Source organism: Arthrobacter echini, assembly GCF_004803505.1.
GTDB classification, from domain to species: domain Bacteria; phylum Actinomycetota; class Actinomycetes; order Actinomycetales; family Micrococcaceae; genus Arthrobacter_D; species Arthrobacter_D echini.
On sequence record NZ_SSWH01000003.1, the window covers coordinates 86,316 to 108,995 of the forward strand.

Sequence of the window (22,680 nt, forward strand, 5' to 3'; positions counted from 1 at the left end):
GCGTCGACGGGCCCTGCACCGGTGCCCCTGCGGAGCCCGTCGAGCAGCTCTCGTCGGACGAACGGGAAGATTCCGCGGCCCCGCGGGGTTCACCTGTACAGACCCACCTTCGCGACATGACTTCCTCCGGCGTCCGGATTCGTTCGGACGACGAAAAGGATAGGGTGGACTACTAAGCCCGCTTCGGATCGAGAAACGCGTGATTCTTCCGACACCGGCGCGGAGCCTCGAAGGATTCAATGGTGAACGGCCGACCCGACCGCGTGCGCGAGCACTCACCGGTGGTCCGGCTGTTCCGTACAGAGAGGGGCCCGGAAACGTGCCACAGACGCAGCAGCAGGAATTGACCTGGACCGATCTGGACCAGAAGACGGTCGACACCATTCGGGTCCTGGCGGCGGACGCCGTGGAGAAGGTGGGCAACGGCCACCCCGGTACCGCCATGAGCCTGGCGCCGGCAGCCTATCTCCTGTTCCAGAAACTGATGCGGCACGATCCCTCCGATCCCGAGTGGACCGGACGCGATCGCTTCGTCCTCTCCCCCGGCCACACGTCGCTGACCCTGTACATCCAGCTCTACCTCTCCGGTTACGGTCTGGAGCTCGATGATCTCAAGGCCCTTCGCACCTGGGGTTCGCTGACTCCCGGACACCCCGAGTACCGGCACACCACCGGTGTCGAGGTCACGACCGGTCCGCTGGGTCAGGGACTGGCCACCGCGGTCGGCTTCGCCTACGGACAGCGCAGGCAGCGCGGCATGTTCGACGCCGACGCCCCCGAGGGCACCAGTCCGTTCGACCACACCATCTGGGTGATCGCCTCCGACGGTGACCTGCAGGAGGGCGTGACGGCCGAGGCCTCCTCGCTCGCGGGGCACCAGGAGCTGGGGAACCTCGTGGTCCTCTACGACCAGAACCACATCTCGATCGAGGACGACACCGATGTCGCGTTCAGCGAGGACGTCCTGGCTCGCTACGAGGCCTACGGCTGGCACACCCAGCGCGTCGACTGGACGAAGACCGGCGAATACGTCGAGGACGTCGCCGAACTGTATTCGGCACTCGTCGCCGCCAGGAACGAGACCTCGAAGCCCAGCATCATCGCGCTGCGCAGCATCATCGGCTATCCGGCTCCGAACAAGCAGAACACCGGCAAGGCCCACGGCTCGGCACTCGGTGCGGACGAGGTGGCCGCCGTCAAGAAGGCGCTCGGCTTCGACCCCGAGAAGCACTTCGAGGTGGACCCCGAAGTGCTCGAGCACGCACGGAAGGTCGTCCAGCGAGGCGCCGAGGCCCACTCGTCCTGGCAAAAGGACTTCGACGCCTGGGAGAACGGGCACGCGGAGGAGGCCGCGCTGCTGGAACGCATCCAGGCGCGCACACTTCCCGAGGGGTGGGAGGACTCGCTGCCGAGCTTCGAGGCCGGCAAGGACATGTCCACACGTGCGGCGTCCGGCAAGATCCTCACCGCCATCGGGCCTGTGCTGCCCGAGCTCTGGGGTGGCAGCGCGGATCTGGCCGAGTCCAACAACACGACCATCGAGGGCGCGCCGTCGTTCATCCCGAAGAGCCGGCAGACCGACATGTGGTCGGGCGACCGGTACGGGCGTGTCCTGCACTTCGGTATCCGCGAGCACGCCGCTGCCGCGATCGTCAACGGCATCGTCATGCACAGCAGCACGCGGGCCTTCTCCGGGACGTTCCTGATCTTCAGTGACTACCAGCGCCCCGCGGTGCGCCTCGGTGCGCTGATGGGTGTTCCCGCGATCTACGTCTGGACCCACGACTCCATCGGTCTCGGCGAGGACGGACCCACCCATCAGCCCGTGGAGCACCTCTCGGCGCTGCGCACCATTCCGGGTCTCGACGTCGTCCGCCCGGGCGACGCGAACGAGGTGGCGGTCGCCTGGCGGACCATTCTCGAGAACACCGACAATCCTGCCGGTCTCGTCCTGACCCGCCAGAACATCCCCGTCTTCGAGCGCGGCACCGGCGCAGCCGAGGGCGACACGTTCGCGTCGGCCGAGGGCGCCGCCAAGGGCGGATACGTCCTCGCGGAGGCGAAGAACGGTTCCCCGGACGTGATCCTCATCGGTACCGGCTCGGAGGTGCAGCTGGCGGTCGCGGCTCGCGAGACGCTCGAGGCGGACGGGATCTCGACCCGTGTCGTCTCCATGCCGTCCCTCGAGTGGTTCAACGCACAGGACGAGGACTACCGCGAGAGCGTGTTGCCGCGCACCCTGCGGGCCCGCGTCTCGGTGGAAGCGGGCGTGGCGCAGAGCTGGTACGGGATCATCGGCGACGCCGGACGCAGCGTATCGCTGGAGCACTACGGCGCTTCGGCCGACTACAAGACGCTGTTCCGCGAATTCGGTATCACGCCCGAGGCGGTCGTCCAGGCGGCGAAGGACTCCATCGCGGCAGCGGGCTCGGATCCGCTGGCGCCGAACCGCACGGTCGCCATGCCCTCCGGGCGCCGTGCCACCGAGACGGGCGACCAGCAGTAGCCGCAGCAGCATCGTTACCTCCCTTCCAGCACTAGTTCCGCGGATGCGGAAAAGGAGCACACCATGACAACCCCCACAGCCGAGCTCTCCAGGGCCGGCGTCTCCATCTGGCTCGACGATCTCTCCCGGGAACGCATCAACTCGGGTGCCTTCAAGCACCTCATCGAGGACCTGAACGTCGTGGGAGTCACGACGAACCCGAGCATCTTCGCGGCCGCGCTGAAGCAGGGCGAGTCCTACGCCTCGCAGGTCGGCGCTCTCTCCGCGGCGGGCGCCGACGTCGACCAGGCCGTCTTCGACATCACGACGCACGACGTCTCCCAGGCCTGCGACCTCTTCGCCGAGGAGGCCGAGCGCTCCAAGGGTGTGGACGGGCGCGTCTCCATCGAGGTGGATCCGCGGCTCGCTCGCGACACCGAGGGGACCATCGCCGAGGCCAAGCGCCTGCACGCCAAGGTGCAGCGCACCAACGTGCTCATCAAGATCCCGGCGACCGTGGAGGGCCTCGAGGCCATCTCCGCGACACTTGCCGCGGGCATCAGCGTCAACGTCACGTTGATCTTCTCCCTGGAGAGGTACCGCGCGGTGATCAACGCGTTCATGCAGGGACTGGAGCAGGCGAAGGAGAACGGGCACGACCTCGCGGACATCCACTCCGTCGCGTCCTTCTTCGTCTCCCGCGTGGACACCGAGATCGATTCCCGGCTCGACGCGATCGGGACCGAGGAGGCGACCTCGCTCAAGGGCAAGGCCGGCCTCGCCAACGCTCGACTGGCCTACCAGATCTTCGAGGAGCAGTTCTCCTCCGAACGCTGGCAGGTCCTGAAGGACGCCGGGGCAGCCCCCCAGCGTCCGCTGTGGGCCTCGACGGGCGTGAAGGACCCTGATCTGCCCGACACCCTCTACGTGGTGGGTCTGGTGGCGGAGAACGTCGTCAACACCATGCCGGAGAAGACCCTCGACGCCACCGCGGATCACGGCGTCGTCGAGCGTGACACCATCACCGGCACCTACGAGGAATCCAACGAGATCCTGAACCGACTGGATGCGCTCGGCGTCTCCTACACGGAAGTCGTGGATCAGCTGGAGACCGAGGGCCTGGACAAATTCGTGGCGAGCTGGGCCGAGCTGCTCGAGACCGTCCAGAGCGCGCTCGACGCGGCGAAGGAGTAGACCCGTGAGTTCGTTCGCACTCAGTGCAACCGGTGCGGCCCTCGACGCCGTCGAAACCGCCGTGCCCACTCTCGTCTCGGACCGCGTCGCGTCCCGGCTCATGGCCAAGGACGCGACCCTGTGGGGTGAGGACGCCGAGTCGGAAGCCTCGATCCGCCTCGGCTGGATCGATCTGTTCGACGGCTCGCGCGCTCTCATCCCTGAGATCCTGGGACTCCGCGCCGATCTCCAGGCCGAAGGAGTCGATCGCGTCGTGCTCTGCGGCATGGGTGGTTCGTCGCTCGCGCCCGAGGTGATCACCAAGGAAGCCGGCGTCGAACTCGTCGTTCTCGATGCGACGGATCCACAGCAGGTGCGTCGTGCGCTGGAGGGAGACCTGCAGCGCACCGCCATCGTGGTGTCCTCCAAGTCCGGCTCCACCGTGGAGACCGATTCGCAGCGCCGCCTCTTCGAGCAGGCCTTCACGGACGCGGGGATCGACGCTCCCTCGCGCATCGTGGTCGTGACGGATCCGGGCTCCCCCCTCGAGGACGCCTCGCGGAAGGCCGGATACCGCAAGGTGTTCACCGCCGATCCGAATGTCGGGGGACGCTACTCCGCTCTGACGGCGTTCGGGCTCGTCCCGTCAGGACTCGCCGGGGCGGACATCGAGACGCTCCTGAACGACGCCGAGGACAGCGCCGAGTTCCTCGGGGACGACGCCGAGGACAACGTGGGCCTGCAGCTGGGCGCGGTCCTGGGCGGTACCGCGCCGCTGCGGGACAAGATCGTCTTCGCCGACGAGGATTCCGGTCTTCCGGGATTCGCGGACTGGGCGGAGCAGCTGATCGCCGAATCGACCGGCAAGCTCGGCACGGGTCTGCTGCCCGTCGTCGCGTCGATCGATGCCCCGGAACTGGCTGACGTCGCGCCCGACGTCCTGCCCGTCGTCCTGGCTCCTGTGGACAGTCCCGCCGTCGAGGGAGCCGCAGTGGAAGGGACGGCGATGAACGGCACGCGCGTGAGCGTCAGCGGAACCCTGGGAAGCCAGCTGTTCGTCTGGGAGTACGCCGTCGCGGTCGCCGGCCGCCTGCTGGGTATCAATCCGTTCGATCAACCGGACGTCGAGGCCGCCAAGAAGGCCGCCCGGGGTCTGCTCGACGATCGGCCCGGGACCGCCGCGCCCGCGTTCGTGGACGGAGCCGTCGAGGTCCGCGGGGATGCGGATCTGCTCGGATCCGCCACGACCGTGCAGGCAGCCCTCGAGAATCTCCTGGCCCGCCTGCCGGAGAACGGCTACCTGGCGGTACAGGCCTATCTCGATCGTCAGGGTCAGGTGGAGCTCGAGCAGGTTCGCGGTCCGTTGGCCGAAGCCACCGGGCGCCCGGTCACCTTCGGGTGGGGACCGCGCTTCCTCCACTCTACCGGGCAGTACCACAAGGGCGGTTCTCCCGTCGGAGTGTACCTGCAGCTCACCGGGACCAGCGACGACGACCTGTCCGTCCCGGGGCAGCCGTTCAGCTTCGGTGAGCTGATCGCGGCGCAGGCCGCCGGCGACGCCCAGGTGCTCGCGGATCACGGGCGCCCCGTCCTGCGGCTCCGGCTGACGGACCGCACCGCCGGCGTGGAACAGATCCGGGCCGTGGCAGGTACTCTCGCCGGGTCCGGTGCGGCGTGGGAGAACGGATGAGCCGGTCGGGAGCATCGTCCCCCAGATCGTCCAATCCGCTGCGTGATGCGCGTGACCGGCGACTGAACCGGATCGCCGGCCCGTCCTCGCTGGTTCTCTTCGGTGTGACGGGTGATCTGGCCCGGAAGAAGCTGATGCCTGCGATCTACGATCTGGCGAACCGCGGGCTGCTGCCCCCGAGCTTCGGTCTCGTCGGTTTCGGCCGTCGCGACTGGAGCGACGACGAGTTCGTCGCAGAGGTCAAGGAGTCCGTCACGCAGTACGCCCGGACGCCCTTCAACGACGCGGTGTGGGAACAGCTCTCGGCCGGCATCCGTTTCGTCCAGGGCACGTTCGACGACGACGAGGCGTTCGGGGCGCTGCAGGAGTGCCTCGAGGAGCTGGACCGGGATCGGGGAACCCGCGGTAATCACGCGTTCTATCTCTCGATCCCGCCCGATGCGTTCGAGGCAGTGTGCCAGAAGCTCTCGGAACACGGTCTCGCCCAACCCGACGACGGTCAGTGGCGCCGGGTGGTGATCGAGAAGCCGTTCGGTCATGATCTCGAATCGGCCCAGGAACTGAACCGGATCGTCGAGGAGGTCTTCCCCCCTGACGCCGTCTTCCGGATCGACCACTATCTGGGCAAGGAGACCGTCCAGAACATCCTGGCCCTGCGCTTCGCGAACCAGCTCTTCGAACCGCTGTGGAACGCCAATCACGTGGACCACGTCCAGATCACCATGGCCGAGGACATCGGGATCGGCAGCCGTGCCGGATACTACGACGGCGTGGGAGCAGCCAGGGATGTGATCCAGAACCACCTCCTCCAGCTCCTGGCCCTGACGGCGATGGAGGAACCCATCTCCTTCGATGCCGAACATCTCCGCACCGAGAAGGAGAAGGTCCTCGCCGCAGTGCAACTTCCCGACGATCTCGCGGGTCGGTCGGCCCGCGGTCAGTACGGATCCGGGTGGCAGGGAGGAGAGCACGTCAACGGCTTCCTCGAGGAGGACGGCATACCGGCCGACTCGGTGACGGAAAGCTTCGCGGCTCTCCGGCTGGACATCCACACGCGCCGCTGGTCGGGGGTGCCGTTCTATCTGCGTACCGGGAAACGGCTCGGGCGGCGGGTCACCGAGATCGCCGTCGTCTTCAAGCGGGCGCCGAATCTCCTCTTCAGGGAGCACGACGAGGCCGCCTTCGGCCAGAACGCCGTCGTGATCCGGGTCCAGCCCGACGAGGGGGTGACCATCCGCTTCGGTTCGAAGGTGCCGGGGACCCAGACCGAGGTCCGCGATGTCACGATGGACTTCGGCTACGGTCACTCCTTCACGGAGTCGAGCCCGGAAGCCTACGAGCGGCTCATCCTCGACGTGCTGCTGGGCGAGCCGCCACTGTTCCCCCGCCAGCAGGAGGTGGAGCTTTCCTGGCAGATCCTCGACCCGTTCGAGAAGTACTGGCAGTCACTCGACGGCCAGCCCGAGACCTACGAGCCCGGAAGCTGGGGCCCGGCCTCCGCGGACGAGTTGCTCGCCGCCGACGGACGAACCTGGAGAAGGCCATGATCGTGGAGCTGCCCGACACCACCACCTCGAAGGTGTCGAAGGAACTGATGTCCCTGCGGGACAGCGGCGGCGTCGTCGCCCTGGGCCGGGTCCTCACCCTCGTGGTGATGACCCGGTCGGGTGACGAGGAGGACATCATCGACGCCGCGAACGAGGCCAGTCGCGAGCACCCGTGCAGGATCATCGTCCTTGCCGAGGGATCCGCCGAGGAGCCCACCCGGCTCGACGGTCAGATTCGCGTGGGCGGGGACGCCGGTGCCTCCGAGGTCATCGTCCTGCGCGGGTACGGGGATCTGTCCGAGGAGAACGAGTCACTGGTCTCGGCTCTCCTGCTGCCCGATGCACCGATCGTCGCGTGGTGGCCGCACGGCGCGCCGGCGAATGTGGCCGGGACCTCCATCGGCTCCATCGCACACCGCAGGATCACCGATTCCGCGCAGGAGCCGGACCCGACACAGGCACTCCACACGATCAGCGCGACCTACACGGCGGGTGACACCGATCTGGCCTGGACCCGGCTGACGAACTGGCGGGTCCAGCTCGCAGCCGTCATGGACCAACTCGAAGGAGATGCGCCGATCACCGCGATCACCGTGGGGGGCGCATCGGACTCTCCGAGTACGGTCCTGCTCGCAGCCTGGCTCGCGCACGCTCTCGATGCGCCGGTGACCATCGACGCAGGTCCCCCGGGAAGAGGGCTCAAAGCTGTCCGTCTGGTACGGGAAGGGGGCGACGTCGAGTTGTACCGCCCTGGCACCGATGTGGCCGAGCTGCATCAGCCGGACCAGCCGGTCCAGCATATTTCCCTCCCGCGCAGAAGCCTCCGTGACTGCCTCGCGGAGGAACTCAGGCGGCTCGACCCCGACGAGGTCTTCGGGGAAGTCATCACCGAAGGACTTCAGCGGACACAGCTGAGGAAGGGAGCAGCATGAGCGCTGAACCGAAAGTCACCGTCCACCCCTCGCCGGAGCCGCTCGCAGCCGCCGTCGCTGCACGCCTGATCACGCGTCTGGTGGATGTGCAGAGCGAGCTGGGCACGGCGACGGTGGTACTCACGGGGGGCTCGATCGGGACCGCAGCGTTGCAGGCGGTCGCGGAGTCACCGGCCCACACGGCCGTCGACTGGAGCAATGTCCACTTCTGGTGGGGTGATGAACGTTTCCTGCCGGCAGCCGATCCGGAGCGCAACGCCGTCCAGGCCCGTGCCGCGCTGCTCGAGCGCATCCGGGTCGATCCTCGGAAAGTGCACGAGTTCGGCTCGACGGACGACTTCCCGGACGAGAACGCGGCCGCCGAGGACTACGCCAGGGCTCTGGCGTCGGCCGCGGAGGAGGAACGGGCCGGTGGGGACTCGTCGCAGCAGGATCCGCGGCTGCCCCGCTTCGACGTCCTCCTCCTGGGTGTCGGACCCGACGCGCACGTCGCCTCGCTCTTCCCCGAGCTCGGTGGCATTCGTACCAGGGGCGAGACGACGGTGGGCGTGGCCGATGCGCCCAAACCTCCTGCGCAGCGCGTGAGCCTGACCCTCGAGGCCATCAACAGCGCCCAGGAGGTGTGGTTGGCCGTCAGCGGTAGTGACAAGGCCGGCGCCGTGGGTCTTGCTCTGGCGGGTGCGGGACACATCCAGGTGCCTGCGGCAGGAGCCCGCGGAGTGCGCAGGACCCGTTGGCTGATCGATCAGGACGCCGCGCAGCAGCTGCCGGGCCGGCTGATCCCCGACGGCGGTGACGAGGACGACGACTGAGGAGTCCTCAGGGCCGAGAAACGGAAGGTCCCCTCATCCGTCCGGATGAGGGGACCTTCCGTTTCTGCTCGTCAGGGGCCGGACCCCGAACCATGCGTCCGCGGGTCCAATTGATGCTGTACGAGCCTCAGGAGTCACCGGCGAAGCGCTGGATGAGACCGAGCGCCACGATGACGACGCCCCACGAGAGTCCCAAGGCGACGGTGAAGCGGTTGAGATTGCGCTCCGCGACACCGGAGGACCCCATGCTGGAGGTCATACCGCCGCCGAACATGTCGGACATGCCGCCACCGCGCCCCTTGTGGAGCAGGATCAGGAAGGTCAGCAGAAGACTCGTGATTCCGAGCAGGACGAGCAGGATGATACGGAGGATTTCCACGGGGCCCTTTCAAGGCTCGGATTACCGCTTCACGGAAGCGGCAGGCGCACGGACCTAGTCTGTCACCAGGTGCTCCTCGAACCTGACAATACTAGCAAACTCGGCCACGTCGAGGCTCGCGCCGCCCACGAGGACGCCGTCGACGTCGCGCTCCCTGAGGATACTCGCCGCGTTCGCCGCCTTCACCGATCCGCCGTAGAGGAGCCGGATCCTGGCAGCCGTATCAGCGGCGAAGAGTGCTTCGAGTTCGGCGCGGATCGCCCCGCGGATCGCACTGCACATCTCCTGGGCGTCCTCCGGGCCTGCTACCTCCCCGGTCCCGATGGCCCAGACAGGTTCGTAGGCGATCACGAGTGTCGCGACCTGCTCGGAACTCAGACCGGCGACACCACTGCGAACCTGCGCGAGTGTGTGTTCCACGTGCGAGCCGGCCTGGCGTATTTCAAGACCCTCACCGACGCAGAGGATCGGGACCAGGCCGTGCCGGAAAGCCGCGTGCACCTTCCGGTTGACGAGCTCGTCCGATTCACGGTGGAGTGTCCGGCGCTCGGAGTGACCGACCAGGACGTAGGAGCACTCGAGCCTGGCGAGGAACTGGCCGGAGATGTCGCCCGTGTAGGCGCCGGAATCCTCCGGTGAGAGGTCCTGCGCGCCGTAGACGATGTCGAGCGAGTCCCCCTTCACGAGGGTCTGCACGCCTCGCAGATCGGTGAAGGGAGGGAAGACGGAGACCTCCACGCGCGCGGGATCGTGCCCTGCGTCATCCAGGGTCCACGCCAGCTTCTGCAGGAAGGTGATCCCCTGCATGTGGTCCAGGTTCATCTTCCAGTTGCCCGCGATGAGCGGGCGGCGGTCGAAGGTGCCATTGGTCGAGGTGGTCATCAGCTACTCCATTCGTTGCAGTCGCGACGGCGGGACCCGCACGGAGCAGGGCTCGGTGCGGGTCCCGCCGCCACGACCGGGGACAGGATCGGTCAGTCGCGGGCCAGGGCGCTCAGCCCGGGAAGCTCCTTCCCCTCGAGATACTCGAGGCTGGCCCCTCCCCCGGTGGAGATGTGGCCGAACTGGTCGTCGGTGAAGCCGAGGCTGCGCACGGCTGCCGCCGAGTCCCCTCCGCCGACCACGGTCAGTGCGCCCGCGGCCTGACTGTCGGCGAGGGCCTGGGCCACCGTCCGCGTGCCTGCGGCGAAGGAATCGAACTCGAAGACACCCATCGGGCCGTTCCAGAACACCGTCCTCGCCTCCGCGATGTTCGCCGCGAAGTCGGCTCCCGTGGCCGGTCCGATGTCCAGGCCTGTGCCGTCCGCCGCGAAGGGGCCCGACTCGATGGCATCCGCAGCGACCACGCCGTGCTCGGCGTCGGCGGCGAAGCTCTTCGCGACCACGATGTCCGTGGGCAGGACGAACTGCGTCCCGTCCCGGGATCCCCTCTCGAGGTAGCCGCTGACCGTCTCCAGCTGGTCCTGCTCGAGCAGACTGGACCCCACCGCGTGTCCCTGCGCCGCGAGGAACGTGAAGACCATACCGCCACCGACGAGGATGCGGTCGGCAGTGCCGATGAGGTTCTCGATCACCGCCAGCTTGTCCGACACCTTGGACCCTCCCAGGACGACGACGAAGGGCCGCTGAGGCTCCCGGGTCAATCGCTCCAGCACTGACAGCTCCTCCTTCACCAGGTCTCCCTGGAACGCCGGCAGCAGGGCGGCGACATCGTAGACACTTGCGTGCCTGCGATGCACCGCACCGAACGCGTCGTCCACGTAGGCGCCGTCCTCGCCGACGAGATCTGCCAGTTCCCTCGCGAAGGCGGCGCGCTCGTCGTCGTCCTTGCTGGTCTCCCGTGCATCGAAGCGCACGTTCTCCAGCACGAGCAGCTCACCCGCCGACAGGTCGGCAGCAGCACTCCGCGCACCCTCGCCCGTCGTGTCGGGGGCGAGGCTGACCGGGAAGTCCGCGAGGTCCCGCAGGACCTCCACGGCGGGCTTCAGGGAGTACTTGTCCTCGGGCGAGCCCTTGGGCCGCCCGAGATGTGCCATGACCACGACGGCGGCTCCCGCCTCCGTGAGTCTGCGCAGCACGGGCAGCGAGGCACGGACACGACCGTCGTCGGTGACCCGTACTGCGGGCACCTCCCCCTCGAGGGGCACGTTCAGATCGGACCGCACGAGGACGCGACGACCGCGCACCCCCTCTGCCAGCAGGTCGTCCAACGATGCGTACGCCACGCTCCGGCCCGCCTAGGCGAGCTTGGACGCGACGAGCGCCGTGAGGTCGAGCAGGCGGTTCGAGTATCCCCACTCGTTGTCGTACCACGCTGCCACCTTGACCTGGGTCCCGATGACCTTCGTGAGGCCGGAATCGAAGATCGCGGAGTGCGGATCGGAGACGATGTCGGAGGAGACGATGGGCTCATCCGTGTAGGAGAGGTAGCCCTTCAGCGAACCCTCCTGGGCAGCAGCCCTGTAGGCCGCATTAACTTCCTCCGCAGTGACCTCACGGCTCACCGTCGCGGTGAGATCGGTGACGGAACCGGTGGGCACCGGCACGCGGAAGGCGAAACCGTCCAGCTTGCCGTCGAGCTCGGGAATGACCAGGCCGATCGCCTTCGCGGCACCCGTGGACGTGGGAACGATGTTGATAGCGGCCGCGCGGGCACGCCGGAGGTCTCTGTGCGGGCCGTCCTGCAGATTCTGGTCGGCCGTGTACGCGTGGACGGTGGTCATGAGGCCCTGCTCGATGCCGAAGCTGTCATGGAGGACCTTGGCCAGCGGGCCGAGGCAGTTCGTGGTGCATGATGCGTTGGAGATGATGTGGTGGTTCTCCGGGTCGTAGTCGCCGTCGTTGACGCCCAGGACCACCGTGAACGCATCACCCTTCGCCGGCGCCGAGATCAGGACCTTCCGTGCACCTGCGTCGATGTGCTTCTGCGCATCGGTGGCCTTGGTGAACAGGCCCGTGGATTCGATGACGATCTCCACGCCAAGATCCTTCCAGGGAAGATTTGCGGGATCGCGCTCCTCCATGACCTTGATGCGCTTGCCGCCGACGATCATGTCGCTGCCGTCGACCTCCACCGAGGCCTTGAGCGGACCCGTGACGGAGTCGTACTTCAGGAGGTGGGCCAGCGTCTTCGTGTCGGTCAGGTCGTTGATGGCCACGATCTCGAGGTCGGAATCGTGCTCGAGCGCTGCATGGAAGTAGTTCCGGCCGATGCGGCCGAAGCCGTTGATGCCAATCCGGGTAGTCACTGGTGTTTCGTCTCCTTCATAGGGGTATCGCCGACAGGCCCCTGACGGGTTCCGGCGATGGGTTGAGAGTGTTGCCGGGCACACCGTTGTGCCGGGGTCGGACCGGGAGTGGAGCTACGCGGTCAGCGGCCGGGGGTGATGAGGGTGGAGGCTCCGGCGGTCGCGGCCTGGTACCGGGCCTGGACATCGGCCCAGTTCACCAGGTTCCACCACGCCTTGACGTAGTCGGGCTTCACATTCACATAGTCCAGGTAGAACGCGTGCTCCCACATATCGAGCATCAGCAGCGGGATGGTCCCCACCGGCACATTGCCCTGCTGATCATAGAGCTGCTCGATCACCAGATTCTTCCCCAGCGGCTCGTACGCCAGCACCGCCCACCCCGAGCCCTGCAACGAGGTAGCAGCAGCGGTGAAATGCGCACGGAACGCGTCGAAGGACCCGAACGCCCCGTCCAGGGCACTTCCGAGCTCACCGTCGGGCTTGTCCCCGCCCTCGGGGGACATGTTCTTCCAGAAGATGCTGTGGTTGATCACACCGCCCACATGGAACGCCAGGTCCTTGGACAGTTTCGGGATGGAACCGAACTCACCCTTCTCCCGGGCCTCGGCCAGCTGGGCCAGGGCGTCATTGGCGCCCTTGACGTAGGTGGCCTGGTGCTTGGAGTGGTGCAGTTCCATGATCCGGCCCGAGATGTGCGGCTCCAGGGCCGCGTAGTCGTAGTCGAGATCCGGCAGTACGTACTCACTCATATAATCCTCCTGATGGATGATCGCCTGTGCCGCGGTGTCCGTACCACTCCGTATCGTTCTCCGACATCTTTCCGACATCTCTCCGACACTCAGGTCCCGGGCCGCGGCTCACCCGCTCCGTACGGAGCGGATGTCCACATCCATCCTATGCACTCATTCACTCATCGAGCATGTCGGCGGTGACATTGGCGTCCGTTCCGGGGATCCCGGTGTCCGCCGCCCTCCTGTCGGCCATGGCGAGAAGTCTCCTGATCCGACCGGCTATGGCGTCCTTCGTCATCGGCGGATCCGCCATGCGTCCGAGTTCGTCGAGACTCGCCTGCTTGTGCGCCACTCTCAGCTCACCGGCGTAGCGGAGGTGCTCCGGCACGGTGTCGGCGAGGATCTCGAGCGCGCGCTCCACCCGGGCACCGGCAGCGACGGCTGCCTGGGCGGAACGGCGAAGATTGGCGTCGTCGAAGTTGGCCAGTCTGTTGGCGGTTGCCCGCACCTCCCGGCGCATGCGGCGCTCCTCCCACGTCATGAGGGCGTCATGGGCGCCCATGCGTGTCAGGAGTGCCGCGATAGTGTCGCCGTCCCTGATCACCACCCGGTCCACTCCACGTACCTCGCGTGCCTTGGCAACGAGGTCGAGGCGGCGGGCCGCTCCGACCAGGGCGAGAGCCGATTCGGGCCCGGGACACGTGATCTCGAGCGACGAGGAGCGCCCCGGTTCGGTCAGCGACCCGTGCGCCAGGAAGGCACCGCGCCAGACAGCCTCGGCGTCCGACGCCGAGCCGTTGACGACGGCGGACGGCAACCCGCGCACGGGTCGGCCGCGACTGTCGAGCAGTCCCGTCTGGCGGGCGAGTGACTCGCCGTCCCGGACGACGCGCAGGACGTAGCGGCTTCCTCGGCGGAAGCCGCCACCGGTCACCACGAGGATCTCGCTCGTGTGCCCGTACACCTCCGCGATCGCGGTGCGCAGTCGGCGCGCGGTCGAGGCGAGATCGACCTCCGCCTCGATGACGATGCGCCCCGAGATGATGTGCAGACCGCCGGCGAACCGGAGCAGCGCGGAGACCTCGGCCTTCCGGACCGAGGATTTCCTGACCTCGAGGTGGGACAGTTCCTCTTTGACGTCAGCGGTCAGCGCCACGCGCGCCCTCCTGGTGCTCTGCGAACATGTCGTTGTAGGAGGTGGCCAGCCGCAGGGGATCGTGGACGGGGCGACCCGTCGATACCCCTACGGAGGCGAACACGGCCCTGCCGCCCATCCGTGCGACGGCCCGCTCGAACTCGGCGCGGTCCCCCACCACCGACGGATCGACGAGGACGACGTCGACCGTGAACCCGGGCGCGTACCGCGTGATCACGTTCAGATGATCGACCGCGCTCATGCCCAGGGTCTCCTTGGTGTCGTTGCTCAGATTCATGGTCAGGCAGCGTCGGGCCGAGGTGCGGCTCAGGGCATCGCGAAGCTCCGGGAGGAGAAGATGCGGCAGCACGGAGGTGTACCAGGATCCCGGACCGAGGATGACCCAGTCGGCCAGTTCGATGGCCTCCAGCGCGTCCTGGCAGGCGGAGGCACCGGCCGGCAGCAGCCGGACGTCGCTCACGTTCCCGACGTCGGCTGCGACCGCCAGCTTCGCCTGGCCCGTGACGGTCCGCACGCGCAGCGAACCCTCGGTCTCGCTGAGGATGTCCCCCTCGATGGTCAGAGGCACACGGGCCATCGGCAGGACCTTCCCTCGCGCGCCGAGCAGCGCACCTGCCCACTGCAGCCCCGCGACGGAGTCACCGAGCAGCTCCCACAGGGTGACGATCAGCAGATTGCCCATGGCGTGGTCGTCGAGCGGACTCCCTGCCCCGTCCTTCGACGTGAAGCGGTGCTGCATGACATCGCGCCAGGTGCGGCCCCAGTCGGTGTCGTCGCACAGTGCGGCCAACGCCATGCGCAGGTCCCCCGGCGGCAGGACGCCGAGCTCGCGCCGGAGCCTGCCGGAGGATCCCCCGTCGTCCGCCACCGTGACCACGGCCGTGAGTTCCTGGGTCAGCAGCCGCAGCGCCGACAGCGACGAGGACAGTCCATGACCTCCGCCCAGCGCCACCACGGAGGGGTTGCTTCCCTGCCCCTCGCCCTTCGGGCGGCCGGCAGGAGGGATCAGCGGTAGCGGCCCGGAGAACAATGCCACTATTCACGTCCGAGATCGCGATGGTGGGCGGTCACCTGCACGCCCGGAAGCTGCGCCAGGCGCTGTGCGATCTCCTCCGTGACAGCCACCGAGCGGTGCTTGCCTCCGGTGCAGCCGACCGCGAGGGTTGCGTAGTGCTTGTTCTCCCGACGGTAGCCGTCGAGAGCGGGGACGAGAGCGTGCACGTACCTGTCGATGAAGTCTGCGGCACCCTGAGCGCCCAGCACGTAGTCACGGACCTCCGCGTCGAGACCCGTCCGGGGCCGCAGCAGGGGAACCCAGTGGGGGTTCGGGATGAAACGCACGTCCGCCACGAAGTTGGCGTCCACGGGCAGACCGTACTTGAAGCCGAAACTCATGACGTTGATCCGCAGGACGATGGGGCCGGAGTCCGAGAACAGCTCCGTCACGCTGGTCGCCAGGGCGTGGACGTTGAACTCAGTGGTGTCGATGACGACGTCGGAGGCATGCTTGAGCACAGCGAGCAGTTCCCGCTCGGCCGCGATCCCGTCGAGGATGCGCCCATCGCCCTGGAGCGGGTGCGGACGCCGGCCCTGTTCGAACCTGCGCACCAGCACGGCATCTGCTGCGTCGAGGAAGAGCACCCGGTAGTTCACGCCGGCGGCCCGGAGCCCGTCGAGCGACGCCTTCATCTCGCTGAAGAGCTCCTTGCCCCGCACGTCCATGACCACGGCGAGCTTGGGAATGGACTCCGGGGTCCGTGCCACCAGCTCCGTCAGGGTCGTGAGCAGCTGCGGCGGAAGATTCTCCACCACGTACCAGCCGTGGTCCTCGAGGGCATTCGCGGCCGTACTGCGCCCGGCCCCGGACATGCCGGTCACCACGAGAAGCTCGGATTCGGGCGGTTTGACCGGAGTCAGGCTCGTGGCCTCAGTCATCGTGATGCTTCCGTTCCGGCTCGAGGGATTCCCGGCACCGCGGGCAGCCCTGATGTGTAGGTTCTCGGCGGCCCGCCTGCAGCCGCCCGCTCAGCCTAGCTAATTCTCGATGATCTCGCCCGTGGCCATGTTGACGGCCGGCGCCGTCGCGTCCTCCGGCGCCTCGGCGAGCGCGGTCCGGATGGTCCGGGCGAGCGCGGGCCCTACTCCCGGCACGAGGACGAGCTCCTCCACGGAGGCGGCGCGGATCTTCCTGACCGATCCGAAGTGCTTGAGGAGCGACTTCCGTCTGGCCGGGCCCAGTCCCGGAACGGCATCGAGGGCGGAGGCCGTCATGGAGGTACCGCGCTTCTGGCGGTGGAACGTGATGGCGAATCGGTGGGCCTCGTCACGGATGCGCTGCAGCAGGAACAGGCCCTCGGACGCGCGGGGCAGGATGACGGGGAACTCGCTGTCCTGGACCCACACCTCCTCGAGCCGCTTCGCGAGACCGATCACGAAGACGTCGTCGATCCCCAGGTCCTCCAGCGCGCGGGCCGCCGCCGCCACCTGGGGCGGACCGCCGTCGACGACCACGAGATTGGGGGGATAGGCGAACCGGTTCCGGGTGATGGCCGTCGTCGTGTCGCTGACCGGCTGGTCCCCGGTCTCCCCGGGACCGTCGCCTCCGCTCTCGGGGTCCACGACGTCCGGGTGGCCGATCAGCGACGCGTCGTCGTCGAGTATCTCGTCCTCGGCAGCGCGACCCTGCTCCCCCGACGTCCCGGGGAGTGGCTTCCCGGCGAGGTAGTTCCTGAAGCGGCGGTGGACGACGTCGTACATGGACGCGGTGTCGTCGCGGGCCGCGTCCCCCGTGATGGAGAACTTCCGGTACTCGGACTTCCGGGGCAGGCCGTCCTCGACCACGACCATGGAGGCCACGACATTGGTGCCCTGTACGTGGGAGATGTCGAAGCACTCGATGCGCATGAGCGGCTGGGGCAGATCGAGTGCCTCCTGCAGTTCCTGCAGTGCGGCCGATCGCGTGGTGATGTCACCGGCTCGCCTGCTCTTGTGCAGGCGCAGGGCGTCGGCCGCATTCTGTTCCACGGTGCTCATGAGGGTGGCCTTGTCACCGCGCTGCGGTACCCGCACCTCCACGCGTGCCCCCCGCAGCCCGCGGAGCCATTCGAGCATCTGCTCCTGATTGCTCGGCAGCACGGGGACGAGGACCTCGCGGGGGATCTGCTCGTTGCTGCTGTTCCCTTCGCCGTAGACCTGCTGGAGCAGGTGTTCGACCAGCTCGGGGGTGTCCATGTCCTCGACCTTCTCGACCATCCAGCCACGCTGACCACGGATCCGCCCGCCCCGCACGTGGAAGACCTGCGCCGCGGCTTCCAGCTCGTCCTCCCGGAGGGCGAAGATGTCGGCGTCGGTGTCCTCGCCGAGGACGACGGTGTTGCGCTCGAACACGCGGCGGAGGGCGGCGATGTCATCGCGCAGGCGCGCGGCCGTCTCGTAGTCGAGTTCGGCGACGGCGTCCGCCATCTTCCGCTCGAGACCGGAGATGAATTTCTTCGAGTCCCCCGCCATGAAGTCGCTGAAGTCCTCGGCGAGTTCCCGATGGTCCTCGGCGCTGATCCGTCCGACACACGGCGCCGAGCACTTGTCGATGTAGCCGAGCAGGCACGGGCGTCCGGTGCGCTCGGCCCGCTTGAACACCCCGGCGCTGCAGGTGCGCACCGGGAACACCCGGAGCATCGTGTCGACCGTCTCCCTGATGGCCTTCGCCGGGTAGAACGGGCCGAAGTAGCGCGTGTCCTTCTTCTTCTGGCCCCGCATCACCTGCACGCGGGGGTACTTCTCGCCCATCGTGACGGCGAGGTACGGGTACGACTTGTCGTCCCGGAACATGACGTTGAAGCGCGGGTCGAACTCCTTGATCCAGGTGTACTCGAGCTGCAGGGCCTCGAGCTCGCTGCCGACGACCGTCCACTCCACACTGGCCGCGGTGAACACCATGGAGCGTGTGCGCGGCATGAGCCCCTGCGGGTTCGCGAAGTAGGAGTTCAGGCGCGAGCGCAGATTCTTCGCCTTGCCCACGTAGATGACCCGGCCGTGCTCGTCGCGGAAGCGGTAGACGCCGGGATCGAGGGGGATCTCGCCTGTTCTCGGCCGGTAGGTCACTGGGTTCGCCACAGCTCAATCCTAGGGCCGGACGGCGACAGGGCCCGACCCTGCGGCTGTCGGATAGACGGCTGTCGAGTGCCTCACTCGGCGGTCGGGCTCTGGTTGTAGTGCGGTGCGCGCTCCTGACCGGTGAGCGCGGCGATGCTGTCCATGATGGTGTCGGTCGCACTCCGTCGCGCGGGGAGCGGATGCCCGGGCCCGGTCTTCGCGAACACGAGCGGCTCTCCGACCCGCAGCGTGAAGTGCTGCGGACGGATGCCCTTCTTCCCCGCCGGCTGCAGGGCAGCGGTCCCGATGAGCCCCACCGGGACCACGGGAGCCCCGGTGGTCAGGGCGAGCCAGCCGACGCCGGTCCTCCCCCGGTACAGCCGCCCGTCGCGGGACCGGGTGCCTTCGGGGTAGATCCCCACGCCGTCGCCCTGCTCCAGCAGGTCGAGCAGTGTCCTCAGCGCCTGCACGCTGGCCGCCTGCTGACCGCGTTCCACCGGGATGGATCCGACGCCCTCGAAGAAGGATCTCAGGAGCGCTCCCTTCAGCCCCGTGCCCGTGAAGTACTCCGCCTTGGCGAAGAACGCGACGGGGCGCGGCATGAGCGCCTGGACCAGGACACTGTCGAGGAAGGAGAGATGGTTCGGGGCGACGATGAACGGGCCGCTCTCCGGCACGTGGTGCAGCCCCTCCACGGTCGGCCGGCACAGGGCGGCGATCAGGGCGCGCGTCGTGCTGCGCGTCAGGTCATAGACCCCCACGGAGGACCTCCAGCAGCTCCTCGGCCGAGTGCACGACGGCGTCGGCTCCGGCGTCCTCAAGCTCACCGCGCGCGGCGAATCCCCAGGCAACGCCGATGCAGGGCACGCCGTTGGCGTGCGCACCCTCGACGTCGTGGCTGCGGTCCCCGATCATCACGGCCTGCTGCGGTCCTGCCTGCTCCAGTACGGGGGCATGCCTCTCGAGCGCGGCCCGGATGATCGGGGTCTTCCCGCCGGTGGCGACGCTCTCGTTCCGGGGGGAGCCGTGCACGGAGGCGAAAAGATGGCGCAGCCGCTGGGCGCTGAGGAGTTCCTCCGCGAGCCACTCGGGCTTCTGGGTGGCCACGGCGACCACCGCGCCGTCGTCGGCCAGTGCCTGCACGCACCGAGCGATCCCGGGATAGGGGCGGCTCCGGTGGATCCCGGTCGCGACGTACCCGGCGCGGTACGTCGCGACGACGTGGTCGATCAGGGGTTCCGGCACTGCAGCGAGCCCGGTCAGTGAGTGCACGAGCGGTGGTCCCACCATCGCGTCCAGCACGGCGTCGTCGGGCACGGGTAGATCGTGGCTGCGCAGGGCCGCGCTGATGCCGCCGGTGATCGCTCCGGCCGGGTCCACGAGCGTGCCGTCGAGATCGAAGAGGATCAGCGAATAGATGGAGGCCACCGGGCAAGCTTGCCACAGCGCGGTCTGCGCCACGGCGGACGTGCCCGCCGCCTCGCTATGACGTGCTGCCCTCCTGCCCTACGACGCCGCCTTGTCGAACACTTCCCTCAGGAACGTGCCGGTGTAACTCCGCTCGTTCCTCGCGACCTGCTCGGGTGTCCCGGTCGCGATGACCTGCCCGCCGCCGGACCCGCCGTCGGGGCCGAGATCGATCACCCAGTCAGCGCTCTTGATCACGTCGAGATTGTGCTCGATCGTGATCACGGTGTTGCCCTTGTCCACCAGGCCCTGCAGCACGAGCAGGAGCTTGCGGATGTCCTCGAAGTGCAGGCCCGTGGTCGGCTCGTCGAGGACGTAGACGCTGCGGCCGTTCGAGCGCTTCTGCAGCTCGCTCGCGAGCTTCACGCGCTGCGCCTCCCCGCCGGAGAGTGTCGTGGCGGGCTGCCCCAGCCGGACGTAGCCCAGCCCCACCTCCACGAGTGTGTTCAGGTGCCGGGCGATCGGGCTGAAGGCGGCGAAGAACTCCGCGCCCTCCTCGATCGGCATGTCCAGGACGTCCGCGATGGTCTTGCCCTTGTAGTGCACCTCCAGCGTCTCCCTGTTGTACCGGGCGCCGTGGCACACCTCGCAGGGGACGTAGACGTCGGGGAGGAAGTTCATCTCGATCTTCAGCGTGCCGTCGCCGGAGCACGCCTCGCAGCGGCCTCCCTTGACGTTGAAGGAGAACCGCCCGGGCAGATAGCCGCGCACCTTGGCCTCGGTGGTCTCGGCGAACAGCTTGCGGATGTTGTCGAAGACACCGGTGTACGTCGCCGGGTTGGAGCGAGGCGTCCGGCCGATGGGACTCTGGTCCACATGGATGACCTTGTCCAGGTGTTCCAGGCCGTCGATCCGCTTGTGCCGGCCTGCCACCTGCTTGGCGCCGTTGAGCTTGTTGGCGAGCACCTTGTAGAGGATGTCGTTGATCAGTGTCGACTTCCCCGACCCGCTGACCCCGGTGACGGCGGTGAGGACACCGAGCGGGATGGTCGCGTCGACGTTCGCGAGATTGTGCTCCCTGGCACCGACGATCCTCAGCTGCCGGGACCTGTCGATCTTCCGGCGCTTCGCCGGCGTCTCGATCCGCCGCCGCCCCGCGAGGTAGTCACCGGTGATCGATCGCTCGTTGGTCAGCAGGTCCTCGAGCAGGCCCGAGTGCACCACCTCACCGCCGTGCTCCCCCGCCCCCGGCCCGATGTCGACGATCCAGTCGGCCTCCGCGATGGTGTCCTCGTCGTGCTCGACGACGATGAGGGTGTTCCCCAGATCCCGCAGGCGGATCAGCGTCTCGATCAGGCGTCGGTTGTCGCGCTGGTGCAGACCGATCGAGGGCTCGTCCAGGACGTAGAGCACCCCGACGAGTCCCGAGCCGATCTGCGTGGCGAGTCGGATGCGCTGGGCCTCGCCACCCGAGAGCGTCCCGGAGGCCCGTTCGAGATTCAGGTACTCGAGGCCGACGTCGAGCAGGAAGGTCAGCCGCGCCTGGATCTCCTTGAGGACCTGGTTGGCGATCTGCGCCTCACGCTCCGTGAGCACGAGATTGTCGAGGAACTCGGCGCACTCGCGCATCGGCATGGCCGAGACCTCGGCGATGGAGCGGCCGTTGATCAGGACCGACAGGGACGCCGGGTTCAGCCGGGCGCCTCCGCACGTGGGGCAGGGGATCTGCCGCATGTACTCCTCGTAGCGGTCCCGCGCGTGCTCGGACTCCGTCTCGAGGTGCTTGCGCTGGATGTACTGGATGGCGCCCTCGAACCCCGTGCTGTACTTGCGCTCGCGGCCGAAGCGGTTGCGGTACTGCACCACGACCTTGTGGTCCTTGCCGTACAGCGCCGCCTCCCGCGCCCGGTCCGGGAGCTTGCGCCACGGGGTGTCCAGGTCGAACTTCAGTTCGGACGCGAGTCCCTGCAGCAGCCGGGTCCAGTACTCGAGGGTCGCCGTTCCGAGCGCCCACGGGGCGATCGCGCCCTCGGCGAGACTCAGATCGGGATTCGGGACCACCAGTTCCTCGTCGACCTCCAGCTTGGTCCCGATCCCCGTGCACGCGGGGCACGCACCGAACGGGTTGTTGAAGGAGAACGAACGCGGCTCGACCTCGTCGATGGCCAGCGGGTGCTCGTTGGGGCACGCGAGGTGCTCGGAGTAGGCCCGCAGCCGTTTCGCATCGTCCTCCGGGACATCCACGAACTCCGCGAGCACGCGTCCGTCGGCGAGCTTCAGGGCGGTCTCGACGGAGTCGGTGAGCCGCTGCTGGATGCCGTCCTTGACCACGAGCCGGTCCACGATGACCTCGATGGTGTGCTTGTACTGCTTGCCCAGCGTCGGCGGATCACTGAGCTGGATCAGCGTCCCGTCCACGCGTGCCCGCGAGTAGCCCTTCGCCGTGAGTTCGGAGAACAGATCCACGAACTCGCCCTTGCGTGCCCGCACCACGGGGGCGAGCACCTGGAAGCGGGTCCCCTCGTCGAGCTCGAGCAGCTGGTCCACGATCTGCTGGGGCGTCTGCTTGGTGACGGGCTCCCCGCACACGGGACAGTGGGGACGGCCCACGCGCGCCCACAGCAGGCGCATGTAGTCGTAGATCTCGGTGATGGTTCCCACGGTGGAGCGGGGGTTCTTGCTCGTGGACTTCTGGTCGATCGACACGGCGGGCGAGAGTCCCTCGATGAAGTCGACGTCGGGCTTGTCCACCTGGCCGAGGAACTGGCGTGCGTAGGCGGAGAGGGACTCGACGTAGCGGCGCTGGCCCTCGGCGAAGATCGTGTCGAAGGCCAGGGACGACTTCCCCGACCCGGACAGCCCGGTGAAGACGATCATGGCGTCGCGCGGAAGATCGAGGTCGACGTTGCGCAGGTTGTGCTCGCGAGCGCCCTTGACGATCAACCGCGACAGGTCCTGCGGGACCGGCTCGGGATTGTGGGCATGGTACTCGAGGGACTTTGCGATAGACACCCGTCAACTGTAG

18 protein-coding genes are annotated in these 22,680 nt (G+C 67.9%); 6 read left to right on the forward strand and 12 right to left on the reverse strand.

Annotation, left to right across the window (positions count from 1 at the left end):
- Positions 1-319 precede the first annotated feature (319 nt).
- From tkt to pgl, 6 genes are all read left to right on the forward strand, one after another.
- Positions 320-2,506, forward strand: a complete 2,187-nt coding sequence (gene tkt, locus E8P82_RS04505) for a transketolase (RefSeq protein ID WP_136453309.1) — start codon at positions 320-322, stop codon at positions 2,504-2,506.
- 63 nt (positions 2,507-2,569) lie between these two features.
- Positions 2,570-3,679, forward strand: coding sequence for a transaldolase (gene tal / locus E8P82_RS04510; protein ID WP_136453310.1), 1,110 nt, complete (start codon positions 2,570-2,572; stop codon positions 3,677-3,679).
- A gap of 4 nt (positions 3,680-3,683) precedes the next feature.
- A complete protein-coding gene (locus E8P82_RS04515; RefSeq protein ID WP_136453311.1) occupies positions 3,684-5,348 on the forward strand; it encodes a glucose-6-phosphate isomerase in 1,665 nt (554 codons plus the stop codon).
- Positions 5,345-6,895 carry a glucose-6-phosphate dehydrogenase gene (zwf, locus tag E8P82_RS04520; RefSeq protein ID WP_136453312.1) on the forward strand — a complete coding sequence of 517 codons (1,551 nt, stop codon included), beginning with the start codon at positions 5,345-5,347 and terminating at the stop codon, positions 6,893-6,895. The genes E8P82_RS04515 and zwf overlap by 4 nt, the downstream gene beginning before the upstream one ends.
- Positions 6,892-7,827 carry a glucose-6-phosphate dehydrogenase assembly protein OpcA gene (locus tag E8P82_RS04525; protein ID WP_136453313.1) on the forward strand — a complete coding sequence of 312 codons (936 nt, stop codon included), beginning with the start codon at positions 6,892-6,894 and terminating at the stop codon, positions 7,825-7,827. The genes zwf and E8P82_RS04525 overlap by 4 nt, the downstream gene beginning before the upstream one ends.
- Entirely contained in the window at positions 7,824-8,639 is an 816-nt protein-coding gene (gene pgl / locus E8P82_RS04530) for a 6-phosphogluconolactonase (RefSeq protein WP_136453314.1), read from the forward strand. Before E8P82_RS04525 ends, pgl begins: the two co-directional genes overlap by 4 nt.
- Positions 8,640-8,766: 127 nt before the next feature.
- Here pgl and secG read toward each other — a convergent pair whose 3' ends face one another.
- The 12 genes from secG to uvrA all read right to left on the reverse strand — a co-directional run bounded on the left by secG (position 8,767) and on the right by uvrA (position 22,667).
- Positions 8,767-9,018 (reverse strand): preprotein translocase subunit SecG, encoded by a 252-nt coding sequence (secG, locus tag E8P82_RS04535; protein WP_136453315.1) that lies wholly within the window; start codon positions 9,016-9,018, stop codon positions 8,767-8,769.
- Positions 9,019-9,072: 54 nt separating this feature from the next.
- A complete protein-coding gene (gene tpiA / locus E8P82_RS04540) occupies positions 9,073-9,900 on the reverse strand; it encodes a triose-phosphate isomerase (protein ID WP_136453316.1) in 828 nt (275 codons plus the stop codon).
- 92 nt (positions 9,901-9,992) lie between these two features.
- Positions 9,993-11,243 (reverse strand): phosphoglycerate kinase, encoded by a 1,251-nt coding sequence (locus tag E8P82_RS04545; protein WP_136453317.1) that lies wholly within the window; start codon positions 11,241-11,243, stop codon positions 9,993-9,995.
- Between the two features lie 12 nt (positions 11,244-11,255).
- Positions 11,256-12,266, reverse strand: coding sequence for a type I glyceraldehyde-3-phosphate dehydrogenase (gene gap, locus E8P82_RS04550; protein WP_136453318.1), 1,011 nt, complete (start codon positions 12,264-12,266; stop codon positions 11,256-11,258).
- 122 nt (positions 12,267-12,388) lie between these two features.
- Complete coding sequence (locus tag E8P82_RS04555; protein ID WP_136453319.1) at positions 12,389-13,018, reverse strand: superoxide dismutase; 630 nt, start codon at positions 13,016-13,018, stop codon at positions 12,389-12,391.
- A gap of 157 nt (positions 13,019-13,175) precedes the next feature.
- A complete protein-coding gene (gene whiA / locus E8P82_RS04560) occupies positions 13,176-14,156 on the reverse strand; it encodes a DNA-binding protein WhiA (protein WP_136453320.1) in 981 nt (326 codons plus the stop codon).
- A complete protein-coding gene (locus E8P82_RS04565; protein WP_136453321.1) occupies positions 14,140-15,192 on the reverse strand; it encodes a gluconeogenesis factor YvcK family protein in 1,053 nt (350 codons plus the stop codon). The genes whiA and E8P82_RS04565 overlap by 17 nt, the downstream gene beginning before the upstream one ends.
- Positions 15,192-16,091 (reverse strand): RNase adapter RapZ, encoded by a 900-nt coding sequence (rapZ, locus tag E8P82_RS04570; protein ID WP_136453322.1) that lies wholly within the window; start codon positions 16,089-16,091, stop codon positions 15,192-15,194. Before rapZ ends, E8P82_RS04565 begins: the two co-directional genes overlap by 1 nt.
- Before the next feature lie 99 nt (positions 16,092-16,190).
- Complete coding sequence (gene uvrC / locus E8P82_RS04575) at positions 16,191-18,269, reverse strand: excinuclease ABC subunit UvrC (protein ID WP_136453323.1); 2,079 nt, start codon at positions 18,267-18,269, stop codon at positions 16,191-16,193.
- A gap of 71 nt (positions 18,270-18,340) precedes the next feature.
- Positions 18,341-19,009, reverse strand: coding sequence for a lysophospholipid acyltransferase family protein (locus E8P82_RS04580; protein WP_136453324.1), 669 nt, complete (start codon positions 19,007-19,009; stop codon positions 18,341-18,343).
- Positions 18,996-19,676, reverse strand: a complete 681-nt coding sequence (locus E8P82_RS04585; protein ID WP_168796487.1) for an HAD hydrolase-like protein — start codon at positions 19,674-19,676, stop codon at positions 18,996-18,998. Before E8P82_RS04585 ends, E8P82_RS04580 begins: the two co-directional genes overlap by 14 nt.
- Before the next feature lie 78 nt (positions 19,677-19,754).
- Positions 19,755-22,667 carry an excinuclease ABC subunit UvrA gene (gene uvrA, locus E8P82_RS04590; protein ID WP_136453326.1) on the reverse strand — a complete coding sequence of 971 codons (2,913 nt, stop codon included), beginning with the start codon at positions 22,665-22,667 and terminating at the stop codon, positions 19,755-19,757.
- Positions 22,668-22,680 lie beyond the last annotated feature (13 nt).

What these genes read in the sequence shown, in the direction of transcription:
- tal (WP_136453310.1), top strand. Translation starts at nt 2,570, where the DNA reads ATGACAACCCCCACAGCCGAGCTCTCCAGGGCCGGCGTCTCCATCTGG.
- zwf (WP_136453312.1), top strand. Translation starts at nt 5,345, where the DNA reads ATGAGCCGGTCGGGAGCATCGTCCCCCAGATCGTCCAATCCGCTGCGT.
- E8P82_RS04525 (WP_136453313.1), top strand. Translation starts at nt 6,892, where the DNA reads ATGATCGTGGAGCTGCCCGACACCACCACCTCGAAGGTGTCGAAGGAA.
- pgl (WP_136453314.1), top strand. Translation starts at nt 7,824, where the DNA reads ATGAGCGCTGAACCGAAAGTCACCGTCCACCCCTCGCCGGAGCCGCTC.
- tpiA (WP_136453316.1), bottom strand. Translation starts at nt 9,900, where the DNA reads ATGACCACCTCGACCAATGGCACCTTCGACCGCCGCCCGCTCATCGCG.
- E8P82_RS04555 (WP_136453319.1), bottom strand. Translation starts at nt 13,018, where the DNA reads ATGAGTGAGTACGTACTGCCGGATCTCGACTACGACTACGCGGCCCTG.
- rapZ (WP_136453322.1), bottom strand. Translation starts at nt 16,091, where the DNA reads ATGACTGAGGCCACGAGCCTGACTCCGGTCAAACCGCCCGAATCCGAG.